Source organism: Haloarcula sp. JP-L23 (genome assembly GCF_011602445.1).
GTDB lineage: Archaea > Halobacteriota > Halobacteria > Halobacteriales > Haloarculaceae > Haloarcula > Haloarcula pellucida.
In genome coordinates, this window is record NZ_CP050014.1 from 3,406,233 (window position 1) to 3,428,326 (window position 22,094).

Genomic DNA, 22,094 nt, shown 5'->3' on the forward strand with positions numbered 1-22,094 from the left:
TGTGGAGGGACCCACTGCCCACCGAGCAGGCAGCTCACCACACTGGGACCACCCACTCGATTTCTTCGGCAACGCGTTGGGAGGGCGTCCGTTTCTCTCTCCAGAGAGATGGACGCTATCACAAAGGCTGGCTATCGTCCTGCCTCACCTCTCCAGCAAACACGACACTGATTCCGTGTGAACGCGCTAGCAGAGAAGTCCAGTTGTCTCCTGTTCGACGGTGCCAGTCAGCCACTCACTTTTCGAGTAGGTAATCACCTATCGCTAACGCATCCAACCCACAGTTATAGAACGTGCCGACGGCGTCTTCCGCGGTACACACGATCGGTTGGCCGCTCAGATTAAACGACGTGTTCAACAGGAGCGGGACACCGCCCTTCGCATCGAACGTCTCGATCAATTCGTGGTAGTGCGGATTTGCGTCAGCTTTCACGACCTGCGGTCGCGTCGTTCCGTCGACGTGTGTCACTGCCGGGATTTCGTCTTTTTTCTCGTCACGGACTTCGTAGGACGTAATCATGAACGTGTCCGGAACCGGCTCGACGAGATACTCGTCGATTGCGCGTTCGAGCATCGAGGGGGCGAACGGTCGCCACGACTCCCGGAACTTGATCTCGGCGTTGACCCGATCTTTCCCATCGTCGAGACGCGGGTCGATGAGAATCGACCGATTGCCGAGTGCTCGGGGACCGAACTCCATCCGTCCCTGACACCACGCGACGATTTTTTCGTCGAGCAACAGTTCGGCGACTCGGTCCGTAATCGAATCGGGTTTGGAGTAGTCGAGTTCTCGCCCGTCCAGCACTGTCTCGATCCGGTCGTCCGAGAATCCGGGACCGAAATCGGGGTGCTCCAGATGCTGGGGGCGCTCGTCATGGTGTTCAACGTAGTACGAACTCAACACTGCACCAACTGGGAGGCCATCGTCACCGGCGGCCGGAAACGCGTGAAAATCGTCGATATCCAGTTCGTACAGGAGTCGGCGATTGACAGCCACGTTCAGGAACACCCCGCCGGCGAGAGCGAGGTTTCGAGCCCCGGTCTCGGCAAACCAGTACCCGACCAGTTCGAGTATCTGTTCCTCTAGCAGTTGCTGGGCTGCATCGGCGATGTCCTCCCGCTCGTAATTGTCCAACAATGCCTCGATTTCGTCGGCTTCCTCGAAATTTGGATGAAAGGTATCCAGGTTCCGCCAGACGCTCGGGTAATCGATCGGTGTCGGTGATTCGAGTCGCCCGTTTCGAAATTCCGGACAGTAGTCTCGAAGCGTCTCGATCAGTTCTGCTGGCGCGTCACCGTACGAACTCAACCCCATAGTCTTGCCTTCCCCGTTGCCGACCCACCATCCTAGCGCCTGTGTGACAACTCCGTAAAAATACCCGAAGCTTCCCTCTTTGCCGACGCGATACAGTTCGTTCAGCTTTCCGTCCCGACCGTGCCAGACCGTCAGAGAGATGTCGTCGCCCAGTCCGTCGCTCGTCACCACCAGTGCGTCGTCGTTCCCACAGGTGTAATAGGCGCTCGCAGCGTGCGCTTCGTGGTGATTGACGGTTTGTAGCCGGGTATCAGACGGGAATTCGACCAGTCGAGCGTACGCCGGCATCGCGGTGTCCTGTTTCCACGTTCGCACTCGCTCGGCCAACCACTTCTTCGTGGTTTTTCCCGTCGGCCGAGACCCCTGTGAGATGTTTTCAGCATCGTAGTCGTTCCAGTCCAGTAGGAGTTTCGCACCCGAAGTTACGACGTCTGCCGGAATGACGATCTTGTCGACGTCCTCGGGAGAGATACCCGCTGTATCGAGGCAATACTGGATACTCTCGTACGGAAGGGATGCGTAGTGTTTCTGTCGGTTGAAGCGTTCCTCGGAAGCAGCGGCGACGATGCTATCGTCTTCGAGCAGTGCCGCTCCGGCGTTGTGTGTGGTATGAAACGAGAGGGTGTGCGTTGTCATTAAGCCACCCGGAACATCTCATCCAAACTACTTGAATCCCACCGGACGTTTAATTTCGCTGACGGGTGCTAGATATCGGGATGAATCAGGAAGGACCAGTCACCGTCACTACTGGCCGTCGCAGTGAAACCACCGGAATTCCATGCAGACTACAATCAGTAGACGCCCACGCTCGCGGTCACCAGTGCGTATCGAGGAGCCCAGAAGAGAGTGGATACGTGCGGGTCCGACCGATAGCGGAAACGAAACCTCGCAATCGGGAAACGTTATTTAGTGATAGTAGTCGTAGGAAGTAGCGAACGATGACGTCCATTCAGGGGCTTCACGACTATCTCACGGAAAGTGACGACGTGCCGGGCGTGATACGCGTACCGGTCTTGTTTGTCTCCGCACTCGTCTTTCAGGGGACGTTGTACATGGACGACACGGAGCGCATATTCAAGCTAGGGGTCACAGTCGGACTCGGTGCGCTTCTCCGGCGGACACTACCGTTTTCGAACTACGCAACTATCAAAGCGGTCTCGATATCTCATCTGCTCAACTTCGTCTTCAACGGCCATCTGTGGGTGTTCTTTAGACACCACGTCCGGTCAGAGAGGATCAACAACTCGTACGACGACTTCGTCGCGTGGATGAACCGGTTAGAACACCTTGGAAAGACGTCGGATTCGATCGCTGCTGTGGCCGTTTACGGGAGTTATTCACGAGAGCAACTGGGTGAGGAATCAGATCTAGATATTCGAGTTATTAGATATCCCGGAACAGTGAACGCAATAGCTTCGTCGGCGTTGGTTTGCCGGGAGAGAGCACGGGCCAGTTTGTCCGTATTTCCGCTCGATATTTATCTCCTCGATAGCCCCGAATCACTCCAGCGATTGCGGGACGACGAAGTTCCGGAGGTGTTGGTCGATAAGGAAAACTGGATCGGAAATGAGGGGGGAGACTGCTCTACCGATGGCGACACAGCACAGTAAACGGTATCGCGAATGTCGGCCGACGATCCACGCGATGATGTCAACGGTACCGAAAGTTTATTGGCTGTTAGCGAGCTATTGTAGTATTATCAACACGTACTATGGCATTGTCATCCGAGGGTATACTCGTCGAAGAAACGGATCTCGTCAACAACGCATGCGTGGTCATCGTCACATACAACCACGAAGAGTACATCGAAGAGTGTCTAGAGCGGGTATTGGCAAACGACCCCGGTGACGTAATCGTCGTCGACAGCACGTCGACCGACGGCACTATCGCAACCGTCGAAAGAGAATTTCCGGACGTAGACGTAATCGAGTGCGAAAAGAACGTGGGATACGGGAGCGGGAACAATCTGGGAATGGAGCAGGTCGAAGCGGAGTACGTCGTCGTACTAAATCCAGACACGCGGCTCGGAGACGATTGTCTGAACCGGCTCTTACGGCCACTTACTGAGAGCGAGCGCCTCATCACGACTCCGAAGATACTGACCTACGACGGGGAATGCATAAACACGATCGGAATCACCACCCACTTTTCTGGGTTATCGTCTACTCGCGGATTCGAAAAAGACCCAGACACGTATTCGCAGGAAGACGTGCTAACCGGTGTCTCTGGGGTATGCTTCGCAACTACCACAGAGGTCTATCGGGAACTGGGTGGTTTCGACGACGAGATATTCCTGTACATGGACGACGTCGAACTGTCGTGGAAGGCGGCCGCCGCTGACGTCGAGATTCGCTACGTCCCGACTGCAACCGTTCTGCACGACTATCCGGGCGCAAACCTCGATGCTGGCAAACTATTCCACCTCGAGCGCGGCAGATACCTCATCCTGCGGAAGTATCTCGGGGCGAAAGGGGCAGCGCTCGTTCTCCCATCGCTGCTCGTTACAGAGATATTGACGTGGGGATACGCTATCCTCCAAGGTCCAGCGGGCGTACGGGCAAAAGTCCGAGCTATCATCGATGCATTCTCAACGAGTGTGACGCCGGTAGAGGTAGACGTTAGGGAGTTAGTGGAACAGTTAGACGATCAGATTCCGGCAGAAGAGCTCCCCATATCTCCCGTCTTCAGGGGGGTTATACGATTGGCCAATAAGTGTTACCGGTCGAACATCTCGCTCCTGTGCAAATGAAAATCGCCATGGTTTGCTCTTTCGGCGGCCATCTGACCGAACTTCAGTCGCTATCTAGTGCATTCGACGGTCACGAGACGTTTTTCGTCACCTACGAGAACTTCCGAACGAAAGAGCTCGAAACGAAATCGTACCTGCTGGACCCGATTCACACCGACGTTCGGGCGATGATGAAGGCGATTTTCCAAATCGGACGAATCTTCGTCAGCGAACGTCCGGACGTCGTCGTGAGTACTGGGGCAGAAATCGCCATTCCAGCGTTCCTCTGGGGAACGATACTCGGCGCCGAAACTATCTTCATCGAGAGTTGGTGCCGTGTTCGAACCCGGTCACAGACTGGGCGAGTCGTCTATCCGCTTTCGGATCTGTTTCTGGTGCAATGGCCCGAGCTACTGGACAGCTACGGTGAGAAGGCGACGTACGAAGGTGGCGTGTTATGATGTTCGCTACCGTCGGGACCCGCCCGGACGGGTTCGACCGACTGATCCGACAGATCGACTCGATCGCAGTCGATTTCGACGAGCCGATTCGAGCACAGATCGGCGCTGGAGAGTACGTTCCCGAGGACATCGATTGGTTCAGATTCACGAGCGAAGAGGAGATTCACGAGCTCTATCGAACTGCGACCGTCGTTATCGCTCATGCCGGTGCTGGGACGTTGTTGACTGCCCTCTCGTACGGAAAGCCGATCGTCGTTCTACCCCGGCGTGAGCAACACGGCGATCACAACGACGATCACCAGACGGAACTCGCGAATGCACTCAGTGAACGAGCGGAGGTATTCGTCGTACACGAAACTTCGGAGTTACGGCGAGCGATGCGGGATGCACGTTCGATTTCCGTCGAATCGGGGTCGGAAAACAACTCTCTCGTCCGGTTTTTAAACGACTACATCGAGGACATCGACACATGAACATTGCGATGATACAGTCGACTCCCTACCCCCCGGAGGAAGGTATCGGAAACTACGCGTTCAATCTCTCACGAGAACTCGTCGACCGGGGCATTCGGTCAGTATACTCACTCGGGCGGACTTCGGCAAGAAGATACACAGGATGAAGGATCAGAGTCGTTCAGCTACCCTGCCCGCCTCTCTATCCGTTCCACGTAGACGTCCACGGAGTGTTGGTAAACCGATTCTTGAGCAGGAGGGCTGATCGTTTCGACCTCGTTCACACGCATACACCCCTCACGCCAGTGGTGCAGAGCCAGCATCCGCTCGTCTCGACGATTCACACCTCGGTCGTCGAGGACGTCGACCACGTCGGGGGATGGAACTTGACGAATCTGGTCAGTAAACTGCAGTTGTTGGTTTCGAGCAAACGGCTGGTAGCTGGACAGGGAGCCACTGCGGATCGGATCACGACAGTGTCCGGTCAGGTGAGTCGTGAGCTCGCTCGACACTACGGCATCGAGAACGCGACGGTCGTCGGAAATGGCGTCGACGCCGACCAGTTTCGTCCCGGCGGAGAGCGCGACGAAGAGTATCTCCTGTACGTCGGCCGACTCGCGTATCCGAAGGGGATTCCGGACCTCCTCGAAGCTGTGGGGCCAATCTTCGAAACACACGACGTCGAGTTGAAAATCACGGGGAAAGGGCCGCAGCGAGAACAACTCGAACGTCAGGTCGAACGCCTCGATCTCGGGGGCGACGTGACCTTTACCGGCTACGTCTCACGAGACCGGCAAATTCGATTGTACCAGAACGCGACAGGATTCGTGCTCCCCTCTCACTACGAAGGACTGCCGACAGTGCTACTGGAAGCCATGGCTTGCGGCGCGCCGGTAGTCACGACCGAAGTCGGGGGGTGTCCAGACATCATCGAAGAGGCGGAGAACGGATTACTGGTTCCCCCAGGGGACCCACCAGCACTAACCGATGCCATCGACACGCTGCTCGGTGACGCGAGATTGCGTGACCGGTTAGGGGCGGCCGCTCGTCAGACGATTCTCGAGCAGTATACGTGGGAAACGATCACGGATAAGTTCGAACGAGAATACCGACTAGCGAGGACGGAACAGTGAACGTCGCGGTCGTCTGTTTCGGCTTCGAGCCGTCGAACTTGCGGAAACAGCCGTGGCGGTACGTCCACGAACTCGTCACGAATCTTCCCGAAGACGGTCTCGAGTTGACCGTGATAACTGATGTCGACAGATCCGAGACCGCTGGAATCGAGATACGAACAGTAGAAAAGATTCTGGGTGCCACTGGGCCGACGAGCGAGGTCCTAACAGCGATCCAACGAGAGGACCCCGACGTCGTCGTGTCGCTTATCGGTTCGACGAACTTCGTCCGGCCATCGACCATTGCGTCGGCGACCGACAAACCGACTGTCGGTATCTTCGCGGGACCCCTCTATTCGCTCTCGGAGATACTAAACGTGGGACTGGGCGAACTATATCGTAATCACCCGTATCTAGCAGTCCACCTCGCCGGGTCGCTCGCTCCCGACTGGGCGATTCGAACTCGCTCGGCGGCGTTCACACACATCGTCACGTTGACAGCCGAAAACAAGACACGGTTGCGGAGTGCGGGCGTCGATACCCCGATATCGGCCATCCCACCGGGAATCGACGAGTTCGATCTGAAACGTCCGGCCCGCCCTGACATCGACGCTGTTCGTGAGGAGCTAAATCCCGAGGGAGTGCCGATGATACTGTACTTCACGTCGCCCTTGACACTGCGCGGGACGGATACGCTCGTCAAGGCGTTCGCTCGGGTGCGGCGAACGCGCCCATGCAAATTGGTCGTCCTCTCTAGACAGGACGGTGGTGGCCTGACCCGAGACGAGAAATATATCCAGCGACTCGCAATCGAACGCTCGGTTGGAAACTCGCTCGACCTCGTGCCACGGAACCTCTCCCCAGAGGGCGTGAAAACGTACCTTACCGCCGCCGACATCGTCGCGCTCCCCTTCAAAATCGTGCAGGCTTCTGTGCCGATAAGTATCCTCGAGGCTATGTCGATGGGCAAGCCCGTCGTGTCGACGAAAACCGCCGGTATTCCGGAACTCCTCGACGACGAACGGCAACTAGTCGAGCCCGCGGACCTGTCCTCACTGACGCAGGCGCTCTACTCGCTAGTGAGTCGGGATGACCTCCGCGAAAGAATCGGGGTCCGCAACAGGGACCGTATGCAGGGATACCAGCGCTGGGACGAGGCACGGGTACAGTTTCAGGGGTTACTGGAGGAGTACGCATGAAGAAGCCACCCGTCATTTCTATCATCGGGCCAGATGGCGCGGGAAAGTCCACCCAGACGCGGAAACTCGTCGACGCGTTCGAGTCGAACAACATCGACTGCGAATATCGATGGTTCGGTGCCAAACATCTCGTCTCGCTTCCCTTGCTCGCCTACGCTCGTATCGCCGGTCTGAGCGAGGTAAAACAACTGGAGAGCGGGCGAAAGATCGGCTATCACTATTTTTGGCAGTCGAACGTGGTCTCCGCTCTGTATCCTGTTTTGCTGCTCGTAGATACGTTCCTTTTCTATGTCTTTCAGATATACATTCCTACGGTTGTTTTCGGCCGCACTCTCGTCTGTGACCGGTTCGTCTACGATATCGTCGTCAGTGTGATGCTGTCGATTGACGACGACGAGTTTTATCGTACGTTTATCGGGGACCTATTCCTTCGCCTTATCCCAGACCGGGCGTGTATTATCCTTTTGACGGCTGACGCGGAGTATCTGCGTCCCCGTCGCGACGACGTTCGTAGCGACGATACCCTCCCGCAGATGGTCGAGTTGTACGACGAACTCGCAGAAGTCAACGGAATACGGAAGATAGACGCGACCAAATCGAAGGAACAGATCCACCAGGAGATTATCGACCAGCTCACATAGTGGTGTTGCTAGGGACCAGAATTATGCTAGGTGTTCACGCGAAAAGTAACGAGAGAACGTACCAAGAGACTGAACGCTGATAAACAACACACCAAGGCGCCCGAGAGCCCCAGAATAGGTTTCCGCCGTGGAACCTCGTCCTATCATTCGGAGTAATACTCTGGTAGCAGTCGACACTAGCTATATTTGTTTGTGAAAAGAAACTTCGGATGGAGAGCTACACGATGGATGACACGCCGAAGTTCGGACTGGAACGACCCAGAAAAGGTACATCCGACTGGCACGAGCCGCTGAACGGTAATTTTACTCGGCTCGACGATTCGCTGATGGTGACCGTCGACTCAGAATCGGACCTGTGCGAAATCGAAGCGGCCGCCGGCCAACCTGCGTACGCTGTCGACACCAAGCGATTCTTCATTGGACAATCCGATGGCTCCTGGGAACTTCAAGGAATAATCAGTTCACAGCAGAGTGGTGGAAGTGCTCAGAGCGACGTCACACAGGACGGGGCGATCGTTGCTCCACCCGGGCAGGTCCAGAGCGCTATCGACAGAGTGGCGAACAACGGGGGTGGACTCGTCAAATTGACACCCGCAGAGAGCTACCGGCCGCCTTCGAATCCGTGGCGGGTGAAACCGAACGTCTCCCTAGACTTCAACGGGGCGGTCATGCGTGCACAGGGAGAGCGAAACGATGCCGATATTGTCTACCTCGGTCCGCGGTCACAGGTCCTCTATCCGAAAATAGACCTCTGGAACGGCGGCGACGGATTCGACGCCTCGAACCCGTATCGAGGCCGCGTGTTCTCCATCGACCCAGGCAATTGGGGACTGGGGTACTTCGCTGACGGCACGACCATTCACGGTGGGTACACGCTGGCCGTTGGCGCGGAAGGCACGTGGTTGTACCTCGGAATCAACAAAGCCGAGAGCCGAGGAAATCACGTGTCGTTCGTCACCATCACCAGTAACTTTGGATATCCCTCGTATCCGAACAGGCAAGCCGCAGACGGCGAAAAATCGTTCGAGACGGGCATCTACTTCGACTCCAGTACACGGTCCAGTGACGGGGGATTTATGAACGGCAACTTCTTCTGTGGAAATTATCAGGACGCCTCCGTTCCGATCCGAATGGAGGGGCCGAATCCGATCAATAAGAATATCTTCAACACTCAAATTCAGACCACGGACGGTGGAACGTCGATCTGGAGAATAGAACCCCAGACGGCCGCGCGGGAGAACCTCATGAAGGGAGCTATCTGGGACGTTGGGCGGTTAGACGGTCAGGCTTGGCAGATTCTCAGTAGCTTCCAGGCGCCTGATAAACCCCACCATGTCTGCCGTGACAATCATATGAATGTTCTCGGAGCCACACCCGAGGCCGTGCAAAACGAGTCCGGTCGGGCTCAGTGGATGACCAACGCCGCGACGAATCAAACCACTGAGTTGTAAGCCACAGTCTTGCCAAGTCAGCAGTGGTAGTTCTGTTTTCCATTTTGATGATATTTCTAAGAACCAGTGAATCGTTCGACCAACGATATCGATAGCGTGTCACGCACCGTCCAGTAGGCACTCACTCGAGGCCAGTATCTTCTGAAGACGTGTTCTTCGAATCCACATAGGTACGATTCAGCGTGGTCAGCGTCACAGCCCAGCTGACGACGAATCTACCGCCTCGATATCCTCGAGAGGATAGCCATACGAACTATCACCGTATCCGCGGGTACCAAATCCCCCCGAATTTGTACTACGGACAGCGTTCTTCACAGTCGGAGACCCGTTGGAGACGGGCATGAGTAGTACCCCCAATCTCAGATAAGAGCGTCTCGATAATTTCGTGGTTGTCTCTGAATCATTCCGAAGTCGCGATGGTCGCTGTGAAATTTTTCCGACGGAATCGATTCGAGAGTCACTGTTCTCGTTCATACTATGGGGTACCTCATAGGAGCGTTCGTCAACTTTCTTTGACGCACTGAGCGAACTTCAGTGCTACTCTCGAATACACGCTTCATCGTAATAACTCTCGGTGTAAGTAGCGTGGTTAGCAATTGGTGTTAGAACTGCTAAATAGCCAATTATAACTGGTAACGGCTGATCGTCGGTCTCTTAGCCCAGCAGAGAGTACCCTCCCACCAGAATTTATTCTAACCTTATCGTTAAATTCAATCATATGCATATAGAATAGTGAGCAAAAGTACTGTCGATCAGATCTGGTTAAGATGCTTTCGTACAGAGATTCGTCGTAGGTCGTTGCGTCTGAGTGTGAGTCACTCTGAAGAAATGATGCAGGAGAGACCCTCGATTTGATCAGTCCCGTGTAGAGTTCTGAAAGGCAGTATTAATTCGATAATTGATAACAATCCAAAACCCTCGCAATGAAGAGCCAAACGGCGCCAGGACTCGAATAGCGGCCACTATAGCTACTTGCTTTGCGACCTCGTACAGAGATTGCACAACAGAATGCTACTGTCTATTAGACCGTATTAACTAATACCACGGAAAGAGCAACGGATGTCGGAAGGTCAAAATGAGTCAGTCGAAAGACACCCGTTCACTGCCTAAATCGATGCGTCACAAGCGTATCTTGGACGTGGCAGCAGACAACCCGGATGCATCAATTGAGAGTATCGCCAACAAAGTCCCAAGTGCGACTCCAAAACTCACAGAGCAAGTGTTAGAGGAGTACGGCGACCCAGCCAATGCAGAGCCGGATTCTCCCACTCCGGCTATATCGGAACCTACAGAGTCTGATGACTACCCTGCCGAGTCAGATCTGTCCGAGAGTCAGCGGAAGGTGTTACGCGCGATCTGTCAAAATCCGGATGCGTCACAACGGGAGCTTGCAGAGGATCTCGGTGTCTCGGCGGCAACGGTTAGTAATCGCGCAAATTCGATTAGGGGGTTCGATTGGAGTGATCGTAAAGCGTTTGCAGAAGCGGTGCTCAGCACTGAAACCAAAAGCCAAGAACGAAACTCAAGGAGTATGTCCAACGGAAATTCGGAGAGCAGTTTCTCACTCCATGAACTTGAAGACCGAGTCTCGGCCCTCGAAGAGAAGGCGGACCTCGGTGGACGGCAACAGGAGGAAAGAGCCCTGAGTGATACGGAACTCGTGCACAAGATGGTGCACGCATGCATCCAGTACGAAGACATATGTGACGAAGAAGAACGTCGAATTCTAGCGTTCTTCATAGAGTGACGATAGCTGTCTAATCGAATCCCAAAGGACAATACGGGATGTCAGAGGCGTTTTTAGTCGGTCTAGCGATGTGATAGGCCATCTCAGTCGGTGTGCAAAGTCTATCGACGCCGATTGCCATAGCATCGGGATGGTATGTCGTTGTGCCCCGTCTGGGGTACCGGACCCTCGACCGGACCGAAAGCGTCGGCAACACGAATTGTGTCTTCAGAAACCGATGTCAACTCGCTTCACCCTGGCGTGTCGCTCTGTGTAATCATCCGTTGAACGCTGTTTAGTACTAACCCGCAAAAGATGGCCAGAATCCCAGGGATGGTGACGAAGCCTGCAGTAAGCACTTTCGCCGCATAGAACACTCCGCTCTGTTGATAGAGTAGAATGGCGTGGACGCCGTATATCGTCCCCACAGTTGTAAGAATAATACCCGGAACACCAAAAAATAGAACGGGATGCTTATCTCGAATCAATTGGAGTATCAGCGCCACTACAGCGATCCCGTGGTGAACCGAGTTGTAGGTCTGTCCGTCGACGTCTTTGTACCGAACGTTGATGGGGCGTTCCTGGATCCGCAGATCCTTTTTTGTGGCCTCGCTCAGCATCTCCGTCTCCACACCGTATCCGTTGGTAGTCAGGCTTAGTGACTCAACAGCCGTCGGCGAAAAGGCTCGGAAACCGCTCTGCGAGTCGCTTACATTGGCACCTACCGAGACGAACGTAAGTGCGTCTAATATGGTTTGTCCGAACCGTCGGTACAACGGAGTCTCGTCGTGCGTCTGGTCGTCTGAATACCGACTCCCGATAACGATGTCGGCGTCCCCCGCCAGTACCGGTTCCACGACATTCGGGATGTCGTCGGGGAGGTGCTGCCCATCCCCATCAAGGACCACTAGCGCGTCGTAACTTGCCGACTTTGCGTACGAGAGCAGGCTACGCATCGCAGAGCCTTTTCCAGCGTTACACTCGTGTTCGAGGACTGTCGCACCCGCACGGCGGGCCAGTTTGCTGGTGTCGTCATCACTGCCATCGTCGACGACCACGACTTCGTCTACGTACTCGCTCACACCGTGGACGACGCTCCCGATCGCGACTTCTTCATTATATGCGGGGACACCTGCAATGACCGGCCCTGCTGGCCTGTCAGCCGCACCTTCTATTGCACTCGATTTCGAACCCTCTTGATTCACGTTTTGTGTAGTTGTTCCCATTTTTGTCGTATTTTCGCTTTCTGGAGACCCAACTGATCCTTTCTGTTCCCCTGCTCTTACGATTTCAGGTCATCTTCTCCTTTTTTCGTTCTGCAAAGTAAATCGTAGTGTCCGTTCCTTGGGCGGCCCGAAGAGAACGATGCCCTCTGGAAGGATTGTATCGAACTGGCAGCCCTGCTGGTTCCACTGAACTCTCGCTCATGTTGTACTGCCAACATATCCGCCGAGGCTATATAAAAGTTTGTTGTCGCACGTCTGCTATATTTGACTGTGGAGTAGGACAGAGGCGACCGGTGCTGAAGCGGTCGTACATCGACGTGCTAGTGAGTAGAGTGCTAATCGTACATCGACTGTCCACCCTGGGGACCCTATTACGAAGCCCCGTATCCCATTACTCGGTGGATACCGAGGTGAATTCCTCTCAGTACAATTGAAAGCCGGGATAGGTTTTCGTTAGCGGGTAACGGGGACGAGTTTTAGAAGATTACCCCTCTTTTCCTCGTTGATAAATCTGAGTGTCTGTCGTAAGGTATGTCCTCCGTCGGAGTGAGATGGATTACTTTGAGTAATCCAGTCTTATGAAGTCACATATCTATCCAAATCGATGGTGTTCCATCTCCCTCTCACGTCCAGGTTGCAGCATGGGGTGAAGAAAATAACAGGCGTACTTCTATCATGTTCGAGAGTTCCGAGTTGTCTCCGAGTATCTGATTACTCAGTTTGTGAAATTCGACCTAGGATAGATAGGCCACATCAAACAATACAAAATCAACGTCGTACAACCGTTCAGAAAGAGATCGCGAGTGGAAACCGTCTAAAACTGCTCGTGATCGATACCAAAAACACCGAAATCCCCGAGACGAACCGAGTACGAGTATAGATATTGCCTCGTCAGTCAGATAAATATCGTTATTTCTCCCAGATATGCATCTGCACCAATATTTCTCATTAAATAGATTCGATTCGGTCACAGAAATGGCTAAACTGAGACTCTCAAAACCAAATAGGCCCAATATAGACATATTTCTAGTCCCCTATTTCTCAACTCTACTTATTGATCGTAATATTTCGTTGTATAAGCCGAAGATTGTTTCGCTATCATCAGGCATACTACTTGTATAAGACTATTGCAGGCGTCAAGCGAGAAGGTGGGGTTCGTGGCCGACGACGAACTGGGTCAGACCGGACCGTGTCGACGGGGTGCGTTAGCTGTGCTGGGACGTCTGAGTGTAGCTTCAACCGTGAGTGTACCTGCTTATCTCCTCTGGGCGCGTATCTACTGGAATGGGAGCGAAGAAATACGTCGTGGAGCTGTCTGAGGAAGACCGCAACACGCTTGAGTGGTTCATTTCGACCGGTGAACGCAAGGCCGAGGATAATACACGAGCACGGATCCTACTGAAAGCCGATGACGGGCTCACTGATTCGGAAATCAGTGAGCACGTCGGTTGTTCTCCCAAGACGGTCTCTAACACGCGCAAAGCATACTGTGAGCGAGGGCTCGCGGCGATTCATCGCCGCAAGCCCGACCGTGAATACGAGGTCAAAATGGATGGTGCCGCCGAAGCCCACCTCATCCGACTCGCCTGTAGCGAACCCCGGAAGGACACGCTCGCTGGACGCTGCATCTCCTTGCCGACGAACTCGTTACCCTCGACGAGATCGACTTCGAGTCGATCTCTCACGAAACCGTCCGACAGCGGCTAAAAAAACACCCTGAAACCCCATCTCTCTGACTACTGGTCGATCCCAGCCGAGAATGACGCTGACTTCGTCTACCATATGGAGGACGTTCTCGACCTCTACCACGAACCATACGACGAGACGCGTCCAGTCATCTGCTTCGACGAATCCAGCAAAGCACTCCGTGGGCACGAACGCGACCCGCTCCCGGCGCGACCGGGAGCGGTCGCCCGTGTCGATCACCGCTACGAACGCAACGGGAAAGAACGGATTCACCTCGCCACGGAACCGTTGACTGGCTGGGTGAACGTCGAAGTCACCGAGCGACGACGCACCACCGAGTTCATCGACCGGATGGTCGAACTCGCAGACAACCACTACCCGGATGCGGACCGCATCCGGGTGGTGGTCGATCAACTCAACACGCACAACCCGCTGGCTTCTATCAGTTCTTCCCGCCGAATGAAGCCCAAGCGTACCTTGATCGGTTCGAGTTCCACTACACGCCCAAGAAAGGAAGCTGGTTGAATATGGCCGAGATCGAACTGGGTGTGCTCAAACGACAGTGTCTCGACCGTCGAATCTACCACGCAGCGACTCTCCGGTCGGAGGTCGCTGCGTGGCAAGATCATCGGAACGCGGCTAACCGACTCATCGACTGGCAGTTCACCACCGACGACGCACGAATCAAGCTACGCCGGCTCTACCCGGTCGAAATTGAAATCGAAGAGGACCGGCAAGTTCAGGGTTGAAGCTACACTGAGATTGACGACCCCGTGGGACGAGATCAGTGCCAGATAACTGACCACCACGAACGCGTCGTCGTCCGGAAATGACTGACACCCGTGGAGCAGTAATTTGACGTTGTCACATCGTCGATCTAGATAAGTGATTCTTGCAGTTGGCGAATAGTGACAGTGTCCAAATAACAATCAATCGCACCTCGAATACACGCGGTGGAGCATGAATTACACCGAATGGGCCTCGAGACAGCTGTTTCTCCGGAGCTCCGGGAGCGCGCTGGGAATCGTGGGAGGGGACCTATCTCTCAACAGACAACAGTCTCGCCCATCCAGACGACGAGGACGGTGACGACCGCGAAGACGACGAGAGAGAAGAGGAGGGGCGACGGAACGCGGTCGTCGACGAACTTCGAACGTCGTTCGCGAGTCCGAACCGCTACCTCGACGCCGGGGAGCGAGTCGACGACTTCGAGGACCTCGACGAGTGGGAGGTCGAGAGCGGGTCGCTCAACGTCGAAGCGGCGGACGTCTACAGCGGCACCCAGTCCGCGCGGCTCACCTTGGAGTCCGACGAGGACGGAACCCTCTAAATCAGCCGAGAGTTCGATGACCTCGACCTCTCGGACCGGGCCCTCTCGCTGGCGCTCAAACTCGAGGTGACAGAAGTCGAACAGTTGACTGTCGTCGTTGAGGACGACGACGGCGACGAGGTGCGCATGGAACGTCGGACGATCACGCCCACGTACGGCTGATTCCGTCTCGACCTCGGCATCACCGAAGATGACGGCGACCCGGACCTCTCGGAAGTCGAGGAGATTCGGCTCGGCATGAATCAGGATAACGGGCGCCCCATCGAAGTGCTGGTCGACGACCTCCGTGCCACCGAACGAGGCGACAGTGGCTACGTCGCCCTGACCTTCGACGATACCGAACGCACCCAGTACACCCGGGCCTTCCCTGTGATGGAAGCGTACGACTTCCCCGGATTCGCGGCCATCAATCCCGACTGAGTGGGGGACGACGACTACCTCTCGCTCGACTAGCTCCGCGACCTGCAAGCCGCTGGGTGGGAAATCGGGAGTCACACGGTCGACCACGAGCGGCTCACGGAACTCGAGGCCGACGCGATTCGCTCACAGGTCCGCGACGCCAAAGCGTGGCTCCTCGACAACGGGTTCGAGGGCGGGGCGAGCAGTTTCGTCTATCCGTGGGGCATCAACGACCCGCGGAGGCGGCGACACTCTTCAGGCGGTACTTTCTCACGGTGTTCCGTGATGATCTTTTGTAATGTTTCCCGCTCGGCGAGATCAGGTCCGCCGTTCGTAGACGAGCACCGAGAACAGCGGGAACACGATTCGCAGGTCTCGCTTCTTCACGCGTGACCATCCATTGGCCTGCAATTGATCGTCGATGTCACCGACGGTCGTCTTGTGGTCGGCACCGCTGAAGCCACCGAACCGTCTACCGAGTTCGCAGATGACGTTCTCGGTCGGTCCACAGACGAGCAACTGCCCGCTCTCGTCGATGACGCGGGCTATCTCGTCGCTCACGTGCGCCAGATCAGAGATGTGTTCGAGCATGTCCATCGCGACGACAGCGTCGGCGGAACCCGTCTGTAGCGGGATCGAGTCGACGATGGGCGAGTCGTCACCGACGGCGTCGAGCACGACCTCCACGCGGCCGATGTCGCGACCTCTAGCAGGTCGACGGTATCGGTGACAAGAGGGCCGAAAAGCTCCTCGAAGAGTTGTAGTAAGAAGTTCCAACATAGCCGCTCATAGTTGCTCTTGACAGCCGCTGATGAAAGATTGAAGTCGGGACCCGACAGTTGGGTCAACACTCAAGAGGATACTGTGACACCCCTCGTGGGGGAACTGGAACACGAACGCCTTCTCGTGGTAGTGGATGAGACATTGCTTGCTCCCGAGGGGTGCCTCCTCAGTCATGTCGCTCGTCAGTTCTGGGATCACTCTGAACGATTCTACGACGGATTTGTACTCTTCAGCCGTGTACTTGCCTTTGAGGTCGTCCCGAAGGTACACTACGTCACAATCATCCTCGTACACGACAGCGATGGTACGCAGAGCGTTGTCCACACTTTTGCGGGCGTATTCCGCTAATCGGGCAGTTGTCTCGTGAGGCATATCTGGAATCTCACGAGAGGAACCCTTAGTACTGCGGGCCGGAGTTGATAGCCATATCCTACTCTCTATCGTGAACGCCAACAATGTGGATAATTGACATGGCTAGCCAGAGAGTTCCTGATAGGTCGTCGGTGTGGCAACGACTCTACGAGGACTACGATGTCAAAGATAGCATGTACGAACTGTGGACGAGAAATCACGTTTGGAAAAGACGGTCAAGAGTGGCGCGCCCCGATGCGATACTGTCCGCGCTGTGGTGAGGGGTTCCCGCCACGTGAGGAGTGGTAACGGAGAGGACTCACACATCAAGCCCCTCAACGTGTCTCTTTTCGTGGCCGAACGTGACGGTCGCGTTCAGGAACGTCTCGCCATAGTGCTGGCCGGCACGTTTCGCGTCGCCGTAGCACCGTGCCCACCGTGACAGCGCACTGTCACCAGCCAGCAACGTCTCGCCGTCTCGACCCACCCGGCGGCGTCGGCGAGTCCCGAACAGATCCTCGAACTTCTCGCGCATGACCTCGTCGGCGAAGTCGACGACACCGTTCGCGGACTCCAGCACGTCCTCGAACGTGGCAAGCGTCCGGTAGACCGCCGGCGTCGACGTATCACTCGCCCCGGCCAGCGTGTCGTAGTACATCCGGCCGCCGTCAGCGAGTGCCTGGACGACTGACCGCTCGCTCGGAGCGACATCGTCAGTGGCGACGGAGTCCCAGCTGTCGGGGGAAACACTGGTCACAGAGGTCGCAGCCGTCGACGTCACGGGAGTCGATCGGTCACCGGGCCCAGTTACCCTGCGTGAGACACGGGGTCTCCAGCGTGACCATCGTGGGCGGCACCTCCGCCCGTCGTCAGTGGCTGGACGTGCTGTCAGGGGCTTCGAGATACGCTCCGCAGAGATCGCAGATGGGCCGCTCGTTAGGATATGAGAGGGTCATGCGACCACCCCCTACAGCGGCCGCTAACTGTCGGGAAACCCGGAAAAGGGTTGTACGGTATGGGCCGGCGCGAATTCGAATCGCGGTTACGGCCACCCGAAGGCCGAAGGATACCAGGCTACCCCACCGGCCCGTGCGATAGCATCTGAAAGAATGCGAGGGCGATTTTTAACCCTTCCGGAACGGCCGAGCATCTGCGGACCACCGGCACACGGTTGGACCCACTGCCCGGGCAGAAGATATTTATCCGCGAGTGGTTACTCACGAGTTGAGTAACTATGACCATTCTCGTCACCGGGGCCGACGGCTACATCGGTTGGCCCACCGCCTTGCGCATCGCGAACCGAACCGACGACCGCGTCCTCCTCGTGGACAACTTCGCCCGCCGCGAGTGGGTCGAAGAGGTCGGCGCGACGAGCGCCACCCCCGTCGCGTCCATCGACGAGCGCATCCGCGCGGCCGAGGAGACGCTCGGGGTCTCGAACATGTCCTTTGTCGAGGGCGACCTGACCGAGCGAGCGTTCGTCGACGAACTCCTGCAGGTCCACGAACCGGACACCATCGTCCACGCCGCCGCGCAGCCCTCCGCGCCGTACTCCCAGATCAACGGCGAACGAGCCAACTACACCCAGCACAACAACATGCAGGCCACGCGGAACCTGCTGTGGGGCCTCGAAGAGAACGATCTCACGGATACGCACTTCGTCGAGACGACGACGACGGGCGTCTACGGCGCGCCGGAGTTCCCCATCCCCGAGGGCGGTGCGACCATGGAGAACCAGGGCGAGGCCGACGACGTGCCGTTCCCCGCGATGGCTGGGAGTTGGTACCACCTGACGAAGTCCCACGACGCGGCCAACATGCGGTTAGCCCACAAGCAGTTCGACATCCCCATCTCGGACGTGCGCACGGCCATCACGTACGGGACCGAGACCGCCGAAACCCGAGAGGACGACCGCCTGAAGACGCGCTTCGACTTCGATTACTACTTCGGGACGGTCACGCACCGCTTCTGCGCGCAGGCCGTCGCCGGCTACCCGGTCACCGTCTACGGCAAGGGCGAACAGCGCAAACCGTTCGTCTCGCTGGAGGACGCCGTCGAAGGCCTCGCGCAACTGGCCCTTTCCGACGCCGACGACCGGCCCGAGGGCCTGACCGTGTACAATCAGGTCACCCGAGCCATCAGCATCGTCGAGATCTCCGAGACCATCGCCGACGTGGGGAGCGAGTTCGAGTTGGACGTGGCCGTCGAACACTTCGAGAACCCACGCGACGAGGACGAGACCCACAAGATGGAGATCGCGAACGAGCGCTACGACGATCTGATCGGCGGGCAGGCCCAGTCCTTCGAGGAGGGCGTCGAGGACATCTTCGAGACGCTGACCCGTTACGCCGACACCATCGAGGCCCACGAGGACCGCTTCCTGCCGGGCGTCTTAGCGGAATGACGACCGACGTCCTCGTCACGGGCGGGTGTGGCTACATCGGGAGCGACCTGATTCCGCGCCTGCAGGCCGACGACCGCGTGGGTGAGGTGGTCGTCCTCGATAGCCTCACCTCCGGGTCGCCCCGGGCGCTGATGGGCACCGTCGACGGCAATCTGGCGTTCCGCCGCGGCGACGTCCGCGAGTACGGCGACGTCGAGAGCGCCATGCGCGGCGTCGACACGGTGGTCCATCTGGCCGCCATCACTGGCGCGTCCAGCACACACGACCGGCGCGAGGAGACGGTCGCAGTCAACTACGACGGCACCGAGAACGTCCTGAAAGCCGCCGGGAAGTTGGGCGTCGAGAACGTCGTCTTCGCCTCCTCGTGTAACGTCTACGGGCGGGCGACGAGTACGGACATCGACGAGACGGTCACGCCGGACCCGATCAACCCCTACGCCGAGACGAAACTCGACTCCGAAACCCTGCTGCGGGAGTACTGCGAGGAGTTCGGGATGGACGGCACGGCCCTCCGGATGGCGACGAACTTCGGCTACTCGCCGGGTGTCCGGTTCAACCTCGTCGTGAACTACTTCGTCTTCCGGGCGCTGACCGGCCGCACGCTCACCGTCTACGGCGACGGCTCGAACTGGCGACCGTTTATCCACGTCTCGGATGCCGCTCGCGCCTACAAGCACGCTGCGCTCGAACCGGGTGAGTGGGACGAGACGGTGTACAACGTCGGAAGTTCCGACGCCAACTACCAGATTTCGGAGATAGCCGACGTCGTCGACGAGGCGGTCGGCGCCGTCGACATCACCTACCTCGAAGACGAACACCCCGGGCCCTCCTACCACGTCGACTTCGACCGACTTCGCAGTACTGGCTTCGAACCGCAGACCACCCTCCGCGAGGGGATTCGCGACATCGCACGGAGATTCACCGATGCCTGAACGAACAGTAGACACGCCACACGTCGCTATCACGGGCGCGGCCGGCTACATCGGCAGCCGCGTCCTCGTCGAACTGCAGGAACAGCACCCCGACTGGGACCTCACCGCCATCGACAACTTCTACAGGGCGAAGGTCCGCTCGGTCGGCGATGTCGATATCGACCACGTCGACATCCGCAACCGCGACCGACTTGAGACCGCGCTAGACGGTGCCGACGTGGTCCTTCATCTGGCCGCCGTCTCGGGCGTCGACGACTGCGAGGAGAACCCGGATCTGGCCTACGAGGTCAACGTCCAAGGGACCGACAACGTCGCGTGGTTCTGCCGGAAGACCGGTGCCGCCATGGCGTTCCCGTTCTCGATGGCCGTCATCGGCGACCCACAGGAGTTCCCTATCACCGCCGACCACCCGCGAGAGCCCATCAACTGGTACGGCCGGACGAAACTCCTCTCGGAGCGCGCAATCGACACCTTCGCCGACGGCGCGTTCCCGGCCCACCAGTTCATGATCTCGAACCTCTACGGCGGCCACGTAGTCGACGGGGAGCGCATCTCGAAAGGGACCGTCATCAACTTCTTCCTCGACCGTGCGCTGGCCAGCGAGACGCTGACGGTGTACGAACCCGGGACTCAGTCCCGTAACTTCGTCCACGTGAACGACGTGGCGCGGGCATACGTCCGGAGCGCGGAGCGTTTGCTCGACCAGCTGGCAGCCGGCGAGACAGGCGTAGAGAAATTCGAACTAGCTAGCGACGAGGACCCGAGCGTCTACGAGGTGGCCGAGGTGGTCCAGTCGGTCGCGACCGAGTACGGGCTGGACGCTGACATCGCTCGCGTTGAGAATCCGCGTGGTGACGACGAAACCATGGTCGAATCGTTCGGCGTCGACACGACTGCGGCACGCACTCGCCTCGGATGGACACCGGAACACCGCGTGGAGTCAACTATTGAGCAGATATTCACCGAACTGCAATAACATACTTATTTCGCCAACGACCGAACACACACAGATATGGATCTCCGGTGGAAGTTACACCAGACACTCTACTTTCTTCGGGCCTCGGTATCCCGCGCGCTTGGCAGATTTCTCCGCACTTCCGGGCTAGCCCCAGGATTACGGGACGCGTTCGAACGAGTCGAGCGCGCTGTCGTCGGCGACACGAAGCCAATACGCATAGCGGGCTCGGTGGTCTCGTTCAAACGGTTAGACGAGGGGGTGACGTTCACCGATTACACACAAAAAGAGCGGAGAGTAATCAAGGATATTCTGGCCACGTGTACCCCGGAGACGACGTTTTTCGACATCGGTGCGAACTACGGGATGTACACCTGCCTCGTCGCGGATGTCGCCGGTTCCGACAACGTCGTCGCTTTCGAACCGCATGCCGGGAACACGACGCTAATCAGGGAGAATTTATCGATTAACGATCTTCAGGCGACGGTCGTACACGCTGCTGTCGGCGACAGCGACGGGACGGTTGATTTCGCTCTCCAGACAGAAACAGCCGGCGCCACGCACAATATGGCACTCCCCGACGGGCCAGCGGCGACTACGAGCACTATGGACACGGTGGTGGAAGTAGAGATGACGACCCTTGACTCGTACGTTGAGGAGGAGTCCTGCCCAGTGCCCGAAATCGTAAAAATCGACGTCGAAGGGGCCGAGTACGGCGTCATCGATGGAGCGAGAGAAACTTTGGAACACGACGACTGCCGACTCGTCTATTGTGAGGTTCATCCTCGCCATCTCCCGGACTACGGACACGATGCAGATGCCGTCGAAAGTGCTCTTGTAGATCTCGGCTTCGAAGTAGAGGTAGTACATAAGGAGCGGCAACAAGACAAATCGGATGAGGCGTACTTCCTTCGCGCCATCAAGCCGTAATCGGGAGTTACAT

General features: G+C 57.0%; 20 protein-coding genes, 1 tRNA gene and 1 pseudogene. 15 read left to right on the forward strand and 7 right to left on the reverse strand.

The window, feature by feature from the left end:
- Positions 1 to 235 precede the first annotated feature (235 nt).
- Positions 236 to 1,951 carry a carbamoyltransferase C-terminal domain-containing protein gene (locus G9465_RS17850; protein ID WP_166972474.1) on the reverse strand — a complete coding sequence of 572 codons (1,716 nt, stop codon included), beginning with the start codon at positions 1,949 to 1,951 and terminating at the stop codon, positions 236 to 238.
- Between the two features lie 416 nt (positions 1,952 to 2,367).
- Between G9465_RS17850 and G9465_RS17855 the strand changes: the two genes are divergently transcribed.
- From G9465_RS17855 to G9465_RS17895, 9 genes are all read left to right on the forward strand, one after another.
- Positions 2,368 to 2,925 carry a nucleotidyltransferase domain-containing protein gene (locus G9465_RS17855; RefSeq protein ID WP_166972476.1) on the forward strand — a complete coding sequence of 186 codons (558 nt, stop codon included), beginning with the start codon at positions 2,368 to 2,370 and terminating at the stop codon, positions 2,923 to 2,925.
- Positions 2,926 to 3,026: 101 nt separating this feature from the next.
- The gene (locus tag G9465_RS17860; RefSeq protein ID WP_166972478.1) at positions 3,027 to 4,064 is read left to right on the forward strand and encodes a glycosyltransferase family 2 protein; all 1,038 of its coding nucleotides are present in this window, start codon (positions 3,027 to 3,029) and stop codon (positions 4,062 to 4,064) included.
- Positions 4,061 to 4,504 carry a PssD/Cps14F family polysaccharide biosynthesis glycosyltransferase gene (gene pssD, locus G9465_RS17865; RefSeq protein WP_166972480.1) on the forward strand — a complete coding sequence of 148 codons (444 nt, stop codon included), beginning with the start codon at positions 4,061 to 4,063 and terminating at the stop codon, positions 4,502 to 4,504. Before G9465_RS17860 ends, pssD begins: the two co-directional genes overlap by 4 nt.
- Positions 4,501 to 4,977, forward strand: a complete 477-nt coding sequence (locus G9465_RS17870) for a glycosyltransferase (protein ID WP_166972482.1) — start codon at positions 4,501 to 4,503, stop codon at positions 4,975 to 4,977. The genes pssD and G9465_RS17870 overlap by 4 nt, the downstream gene beginning before the upstream one ends.
- Positions 4,978 to 5,126: 149 nt before the next feature.
- Positions 5,127 to 6,089, forward strand: coding sequence for a glycosyltransferase family 4 protein (locus G9465_RS17875; protein ID WP_349674910.1), 963 nt, complete (start codon positions 5,127 to 5,129; stop codon positions 6,087 to 6,089).
- Entirely contained in the window at positions 6,086 to 7,267 is a 1,182-nt protein-coding gene (locus G9465_RS17880) for a glycosyltransferase family 4 protein (RefSeq protein ID WP_166972486.1), read from the forward strand. The genes G9465_RS17875 and G9465_RS17880 overlap by 4 nt, the downstream gene beginning before the upstream one ends.
- Positions 7,264 to 7,908, forward strand: coding sequence for a hypothetical protein (locus G9465_RS17885; protein ID WP_166972488.1), 645 nt, complete (start codon positions 7,264 to 7,266; stop codon positions 7,906 to 7,908). Before G9465_RS17880 ends, G9465_RS17885 begins: the two co-directional genes overlap by 4 nt.
- 209 nt (positions 7,909 to 8,117) lie before the next feature.
- Positions 8,118 to 9,359, forward strand: coding sequence for a hypothetical protein (locus tag G9465_RS17890; RefSeq protein ID WP_166972490.1), 1,242 nt, complete (start codon positions 8,118 to 8,120; stop codon positions 9,357 to 9,359).
- Positions 9,360 to 10,497: 1,138 nt separating this feature from the next.
- Positions 10,498 to 11,106 (forward strand): winged helix-turn-helix transcriptional regulator, encoded by a 609-nt coding sequence (locus G9465_RS17895; protein ID WP_227015610.1) that lies wholly within the window; start codon positions 10,498 to 10,500, stop codon positions 11,104 to 11,106.
- 230 nt (positions 11,107 to 11,336) lie between these two features.
- On the opposite strand, the gene G9465_RS17900 is transcribed toward G9465_RS17895, so the two are convergent.
- Positions 11,337 to 12,311 carry a glycosyltransferase family 2 protein gene (locus tag G9465_RS17900; protein ID WP_166972494.1) on the reverse strand — a complete coding sequence of 325 codons (975 nt, stop codon included), beginning with the start codon at positions 12,309 to 12,311 and terminating at the stop codon, positions 11,337 to 11,339.
- Between the two features lie 1,284 nt (positions 12,312 to 13,595).
- On the opposite strand from G9465_RS17900, the pseudogene G9465_RS17905 reads away from it, so the two are divergent.
- Positions 13,596 to 14,746 (forward strand): annotated as a pseudogene (locus G9465_RS17905) (IS630 family transposase).
- 296 nt (positions 14,747 to 15,042) lie between these two features.
- Here the strand turns inward: G9465_RS17905 and G9465_RS17910 are convergent.
- Complete coding sequence (locus G9465_RS17910; protein ID WP_166972496.1) at positions 15,043 to 15,822, reverse strand: hypothetical protein; 780 nt, start codon at positions 15,820 to 15,822, stop codon at positions 15,043 to 15,045.
- Between G9465_RS17910 and G9465_RS26415 the strand changes: the two genes are divergently transcribed.
- Entirely contained in the window at positions 15,811 to 16,119 is a 309-nt protein-coding gene (locus G9465_RS26415) for a hypothetical protein (RefSeq protein ID WP_394353982.1), read from the forward strand. The two genes, G9465_RS17910 and G9465_RS26415, sit on opposite strands and share 12 nt — an antisense overlap.
- Here G9465_RS26415 and G9465_RS17920 read toward each other — a convergent pair.
- The 4 genes from G9465_RS17920 to G9465_RS17935 all read right to left on the reverse strand — a co-directional run bounded on the left by G9465_RS17920 (position 16,045) and on the right by G9465_RS17935 (position 17,949).
- On the reverse strand, positions 16,045 to 16,413 hold the full coding sequence (locus tag G9465_RS17920; protein WP_166972499.1) for a methyltransferase domain-containing protein: 369 nt from the start codon (positions 16,411 to 16,413) through the stop codon (positions 16,045 to 16,047). The two genes, G9465_RS26415 and G9465_RS17920, sit on opposite strands and share 75 nt — an antisense overlap.
- A 99-nt stretch (positions 16,414 to 16,512) precedes the next feature.
- On the reverse strand, positions 16,513 to 16,779 hold the full coding sequence (locus G9465_RS17925) for a hypothetical protein (protein ID WP_166972501.1): 267 nt from the start codon (positions 16,777 to 16,779) through the stop codon (positions 16,513 to 16,515).
- Between the two features lie 400 nt (positions 16,780 to 17,179).
- Positions 17,180 to 17,617 (reverse strand): hypothetical protein, encoded by a 438-nt coding sequence (locus G9465_RS17930; RefSeq protein WP_166972503.1) that lies wholly within the window; start codon positions 17,615 to 17,617, stop codon positions 17,180 to 17,182.
- Between the two features lie 259 nt (positions 17,618 to 17,876).
- Positions 17,877 to 17,949, reverse strand: a tRNA-Pro gene (locus tag G9465_RS17935).
- 145 nt (positions 17,950 to 18,094) lie between these two features.
- Here G9465_RS17935 and G9465_RS17940 point away from each other — a divergent pair.
- From G9465_RS17940 to G9465_RS17955, 4 genes are read left to right on the forward strand one after another with little or no spacing between them, the layout of a single operon-like run.
- Positions 18,095 to 19,264 (forward strand): NAD-dependent epimerase/dehydratase family protein, encoded by a 1,170-nt coding sequence (locus G9465_RS17940; RefSeq protein ID WP_166972505.1) that lies wholly within the window; start codon positions 18,095 to 18,097, stop codon positions 19,262 to 19,264.
- Positions 19,261 to 20,196, forward strand: a complete 936-nt coding sequence (locus G9465_RS17945) for an NAD(P)-dependent oxidoreductase (protein ID WP_166972507.1) — start codon at positions 19,261 to 19,263, stop codon at positions 20,194 to 20,196. The genes G9465_RS17940 and G9465_RS17945 overlap by 4 nt, the downstream gene beginning before the upstream one ends.
- Complete coding sequence (locus tag G9465_RS17950; RefSeq protein WP_166972509.1) at positions 20,189 to 21,172, forward strand: NAD(P)-dependent oxidoreductase; 984 nt, start codon at positions 20,189 to 20,191, stop codon at positions 21,170 to 21,172. Before G9465_RS17945 ends, G9465_RS17950 begins: the two co-directional genes overlap by 8 nt.
- Positions 21,173 to 21,208: 36 nt before the next feature.
- Positions 21,209 to 22,081 (forward strand): FkbM family methyltransferase, encoded by an 873-nt coding sequence (locus G9465_RS17955; RefSeq protein ID WP_166972511.1) that lies wholly within the window; start codon positions 21,209 to 21,211, stop codon positions 22,079 to 22,081.
- The last annotated feature ends 13 nt before the right edge of the window (positions 22,082 to 22,094 follow it).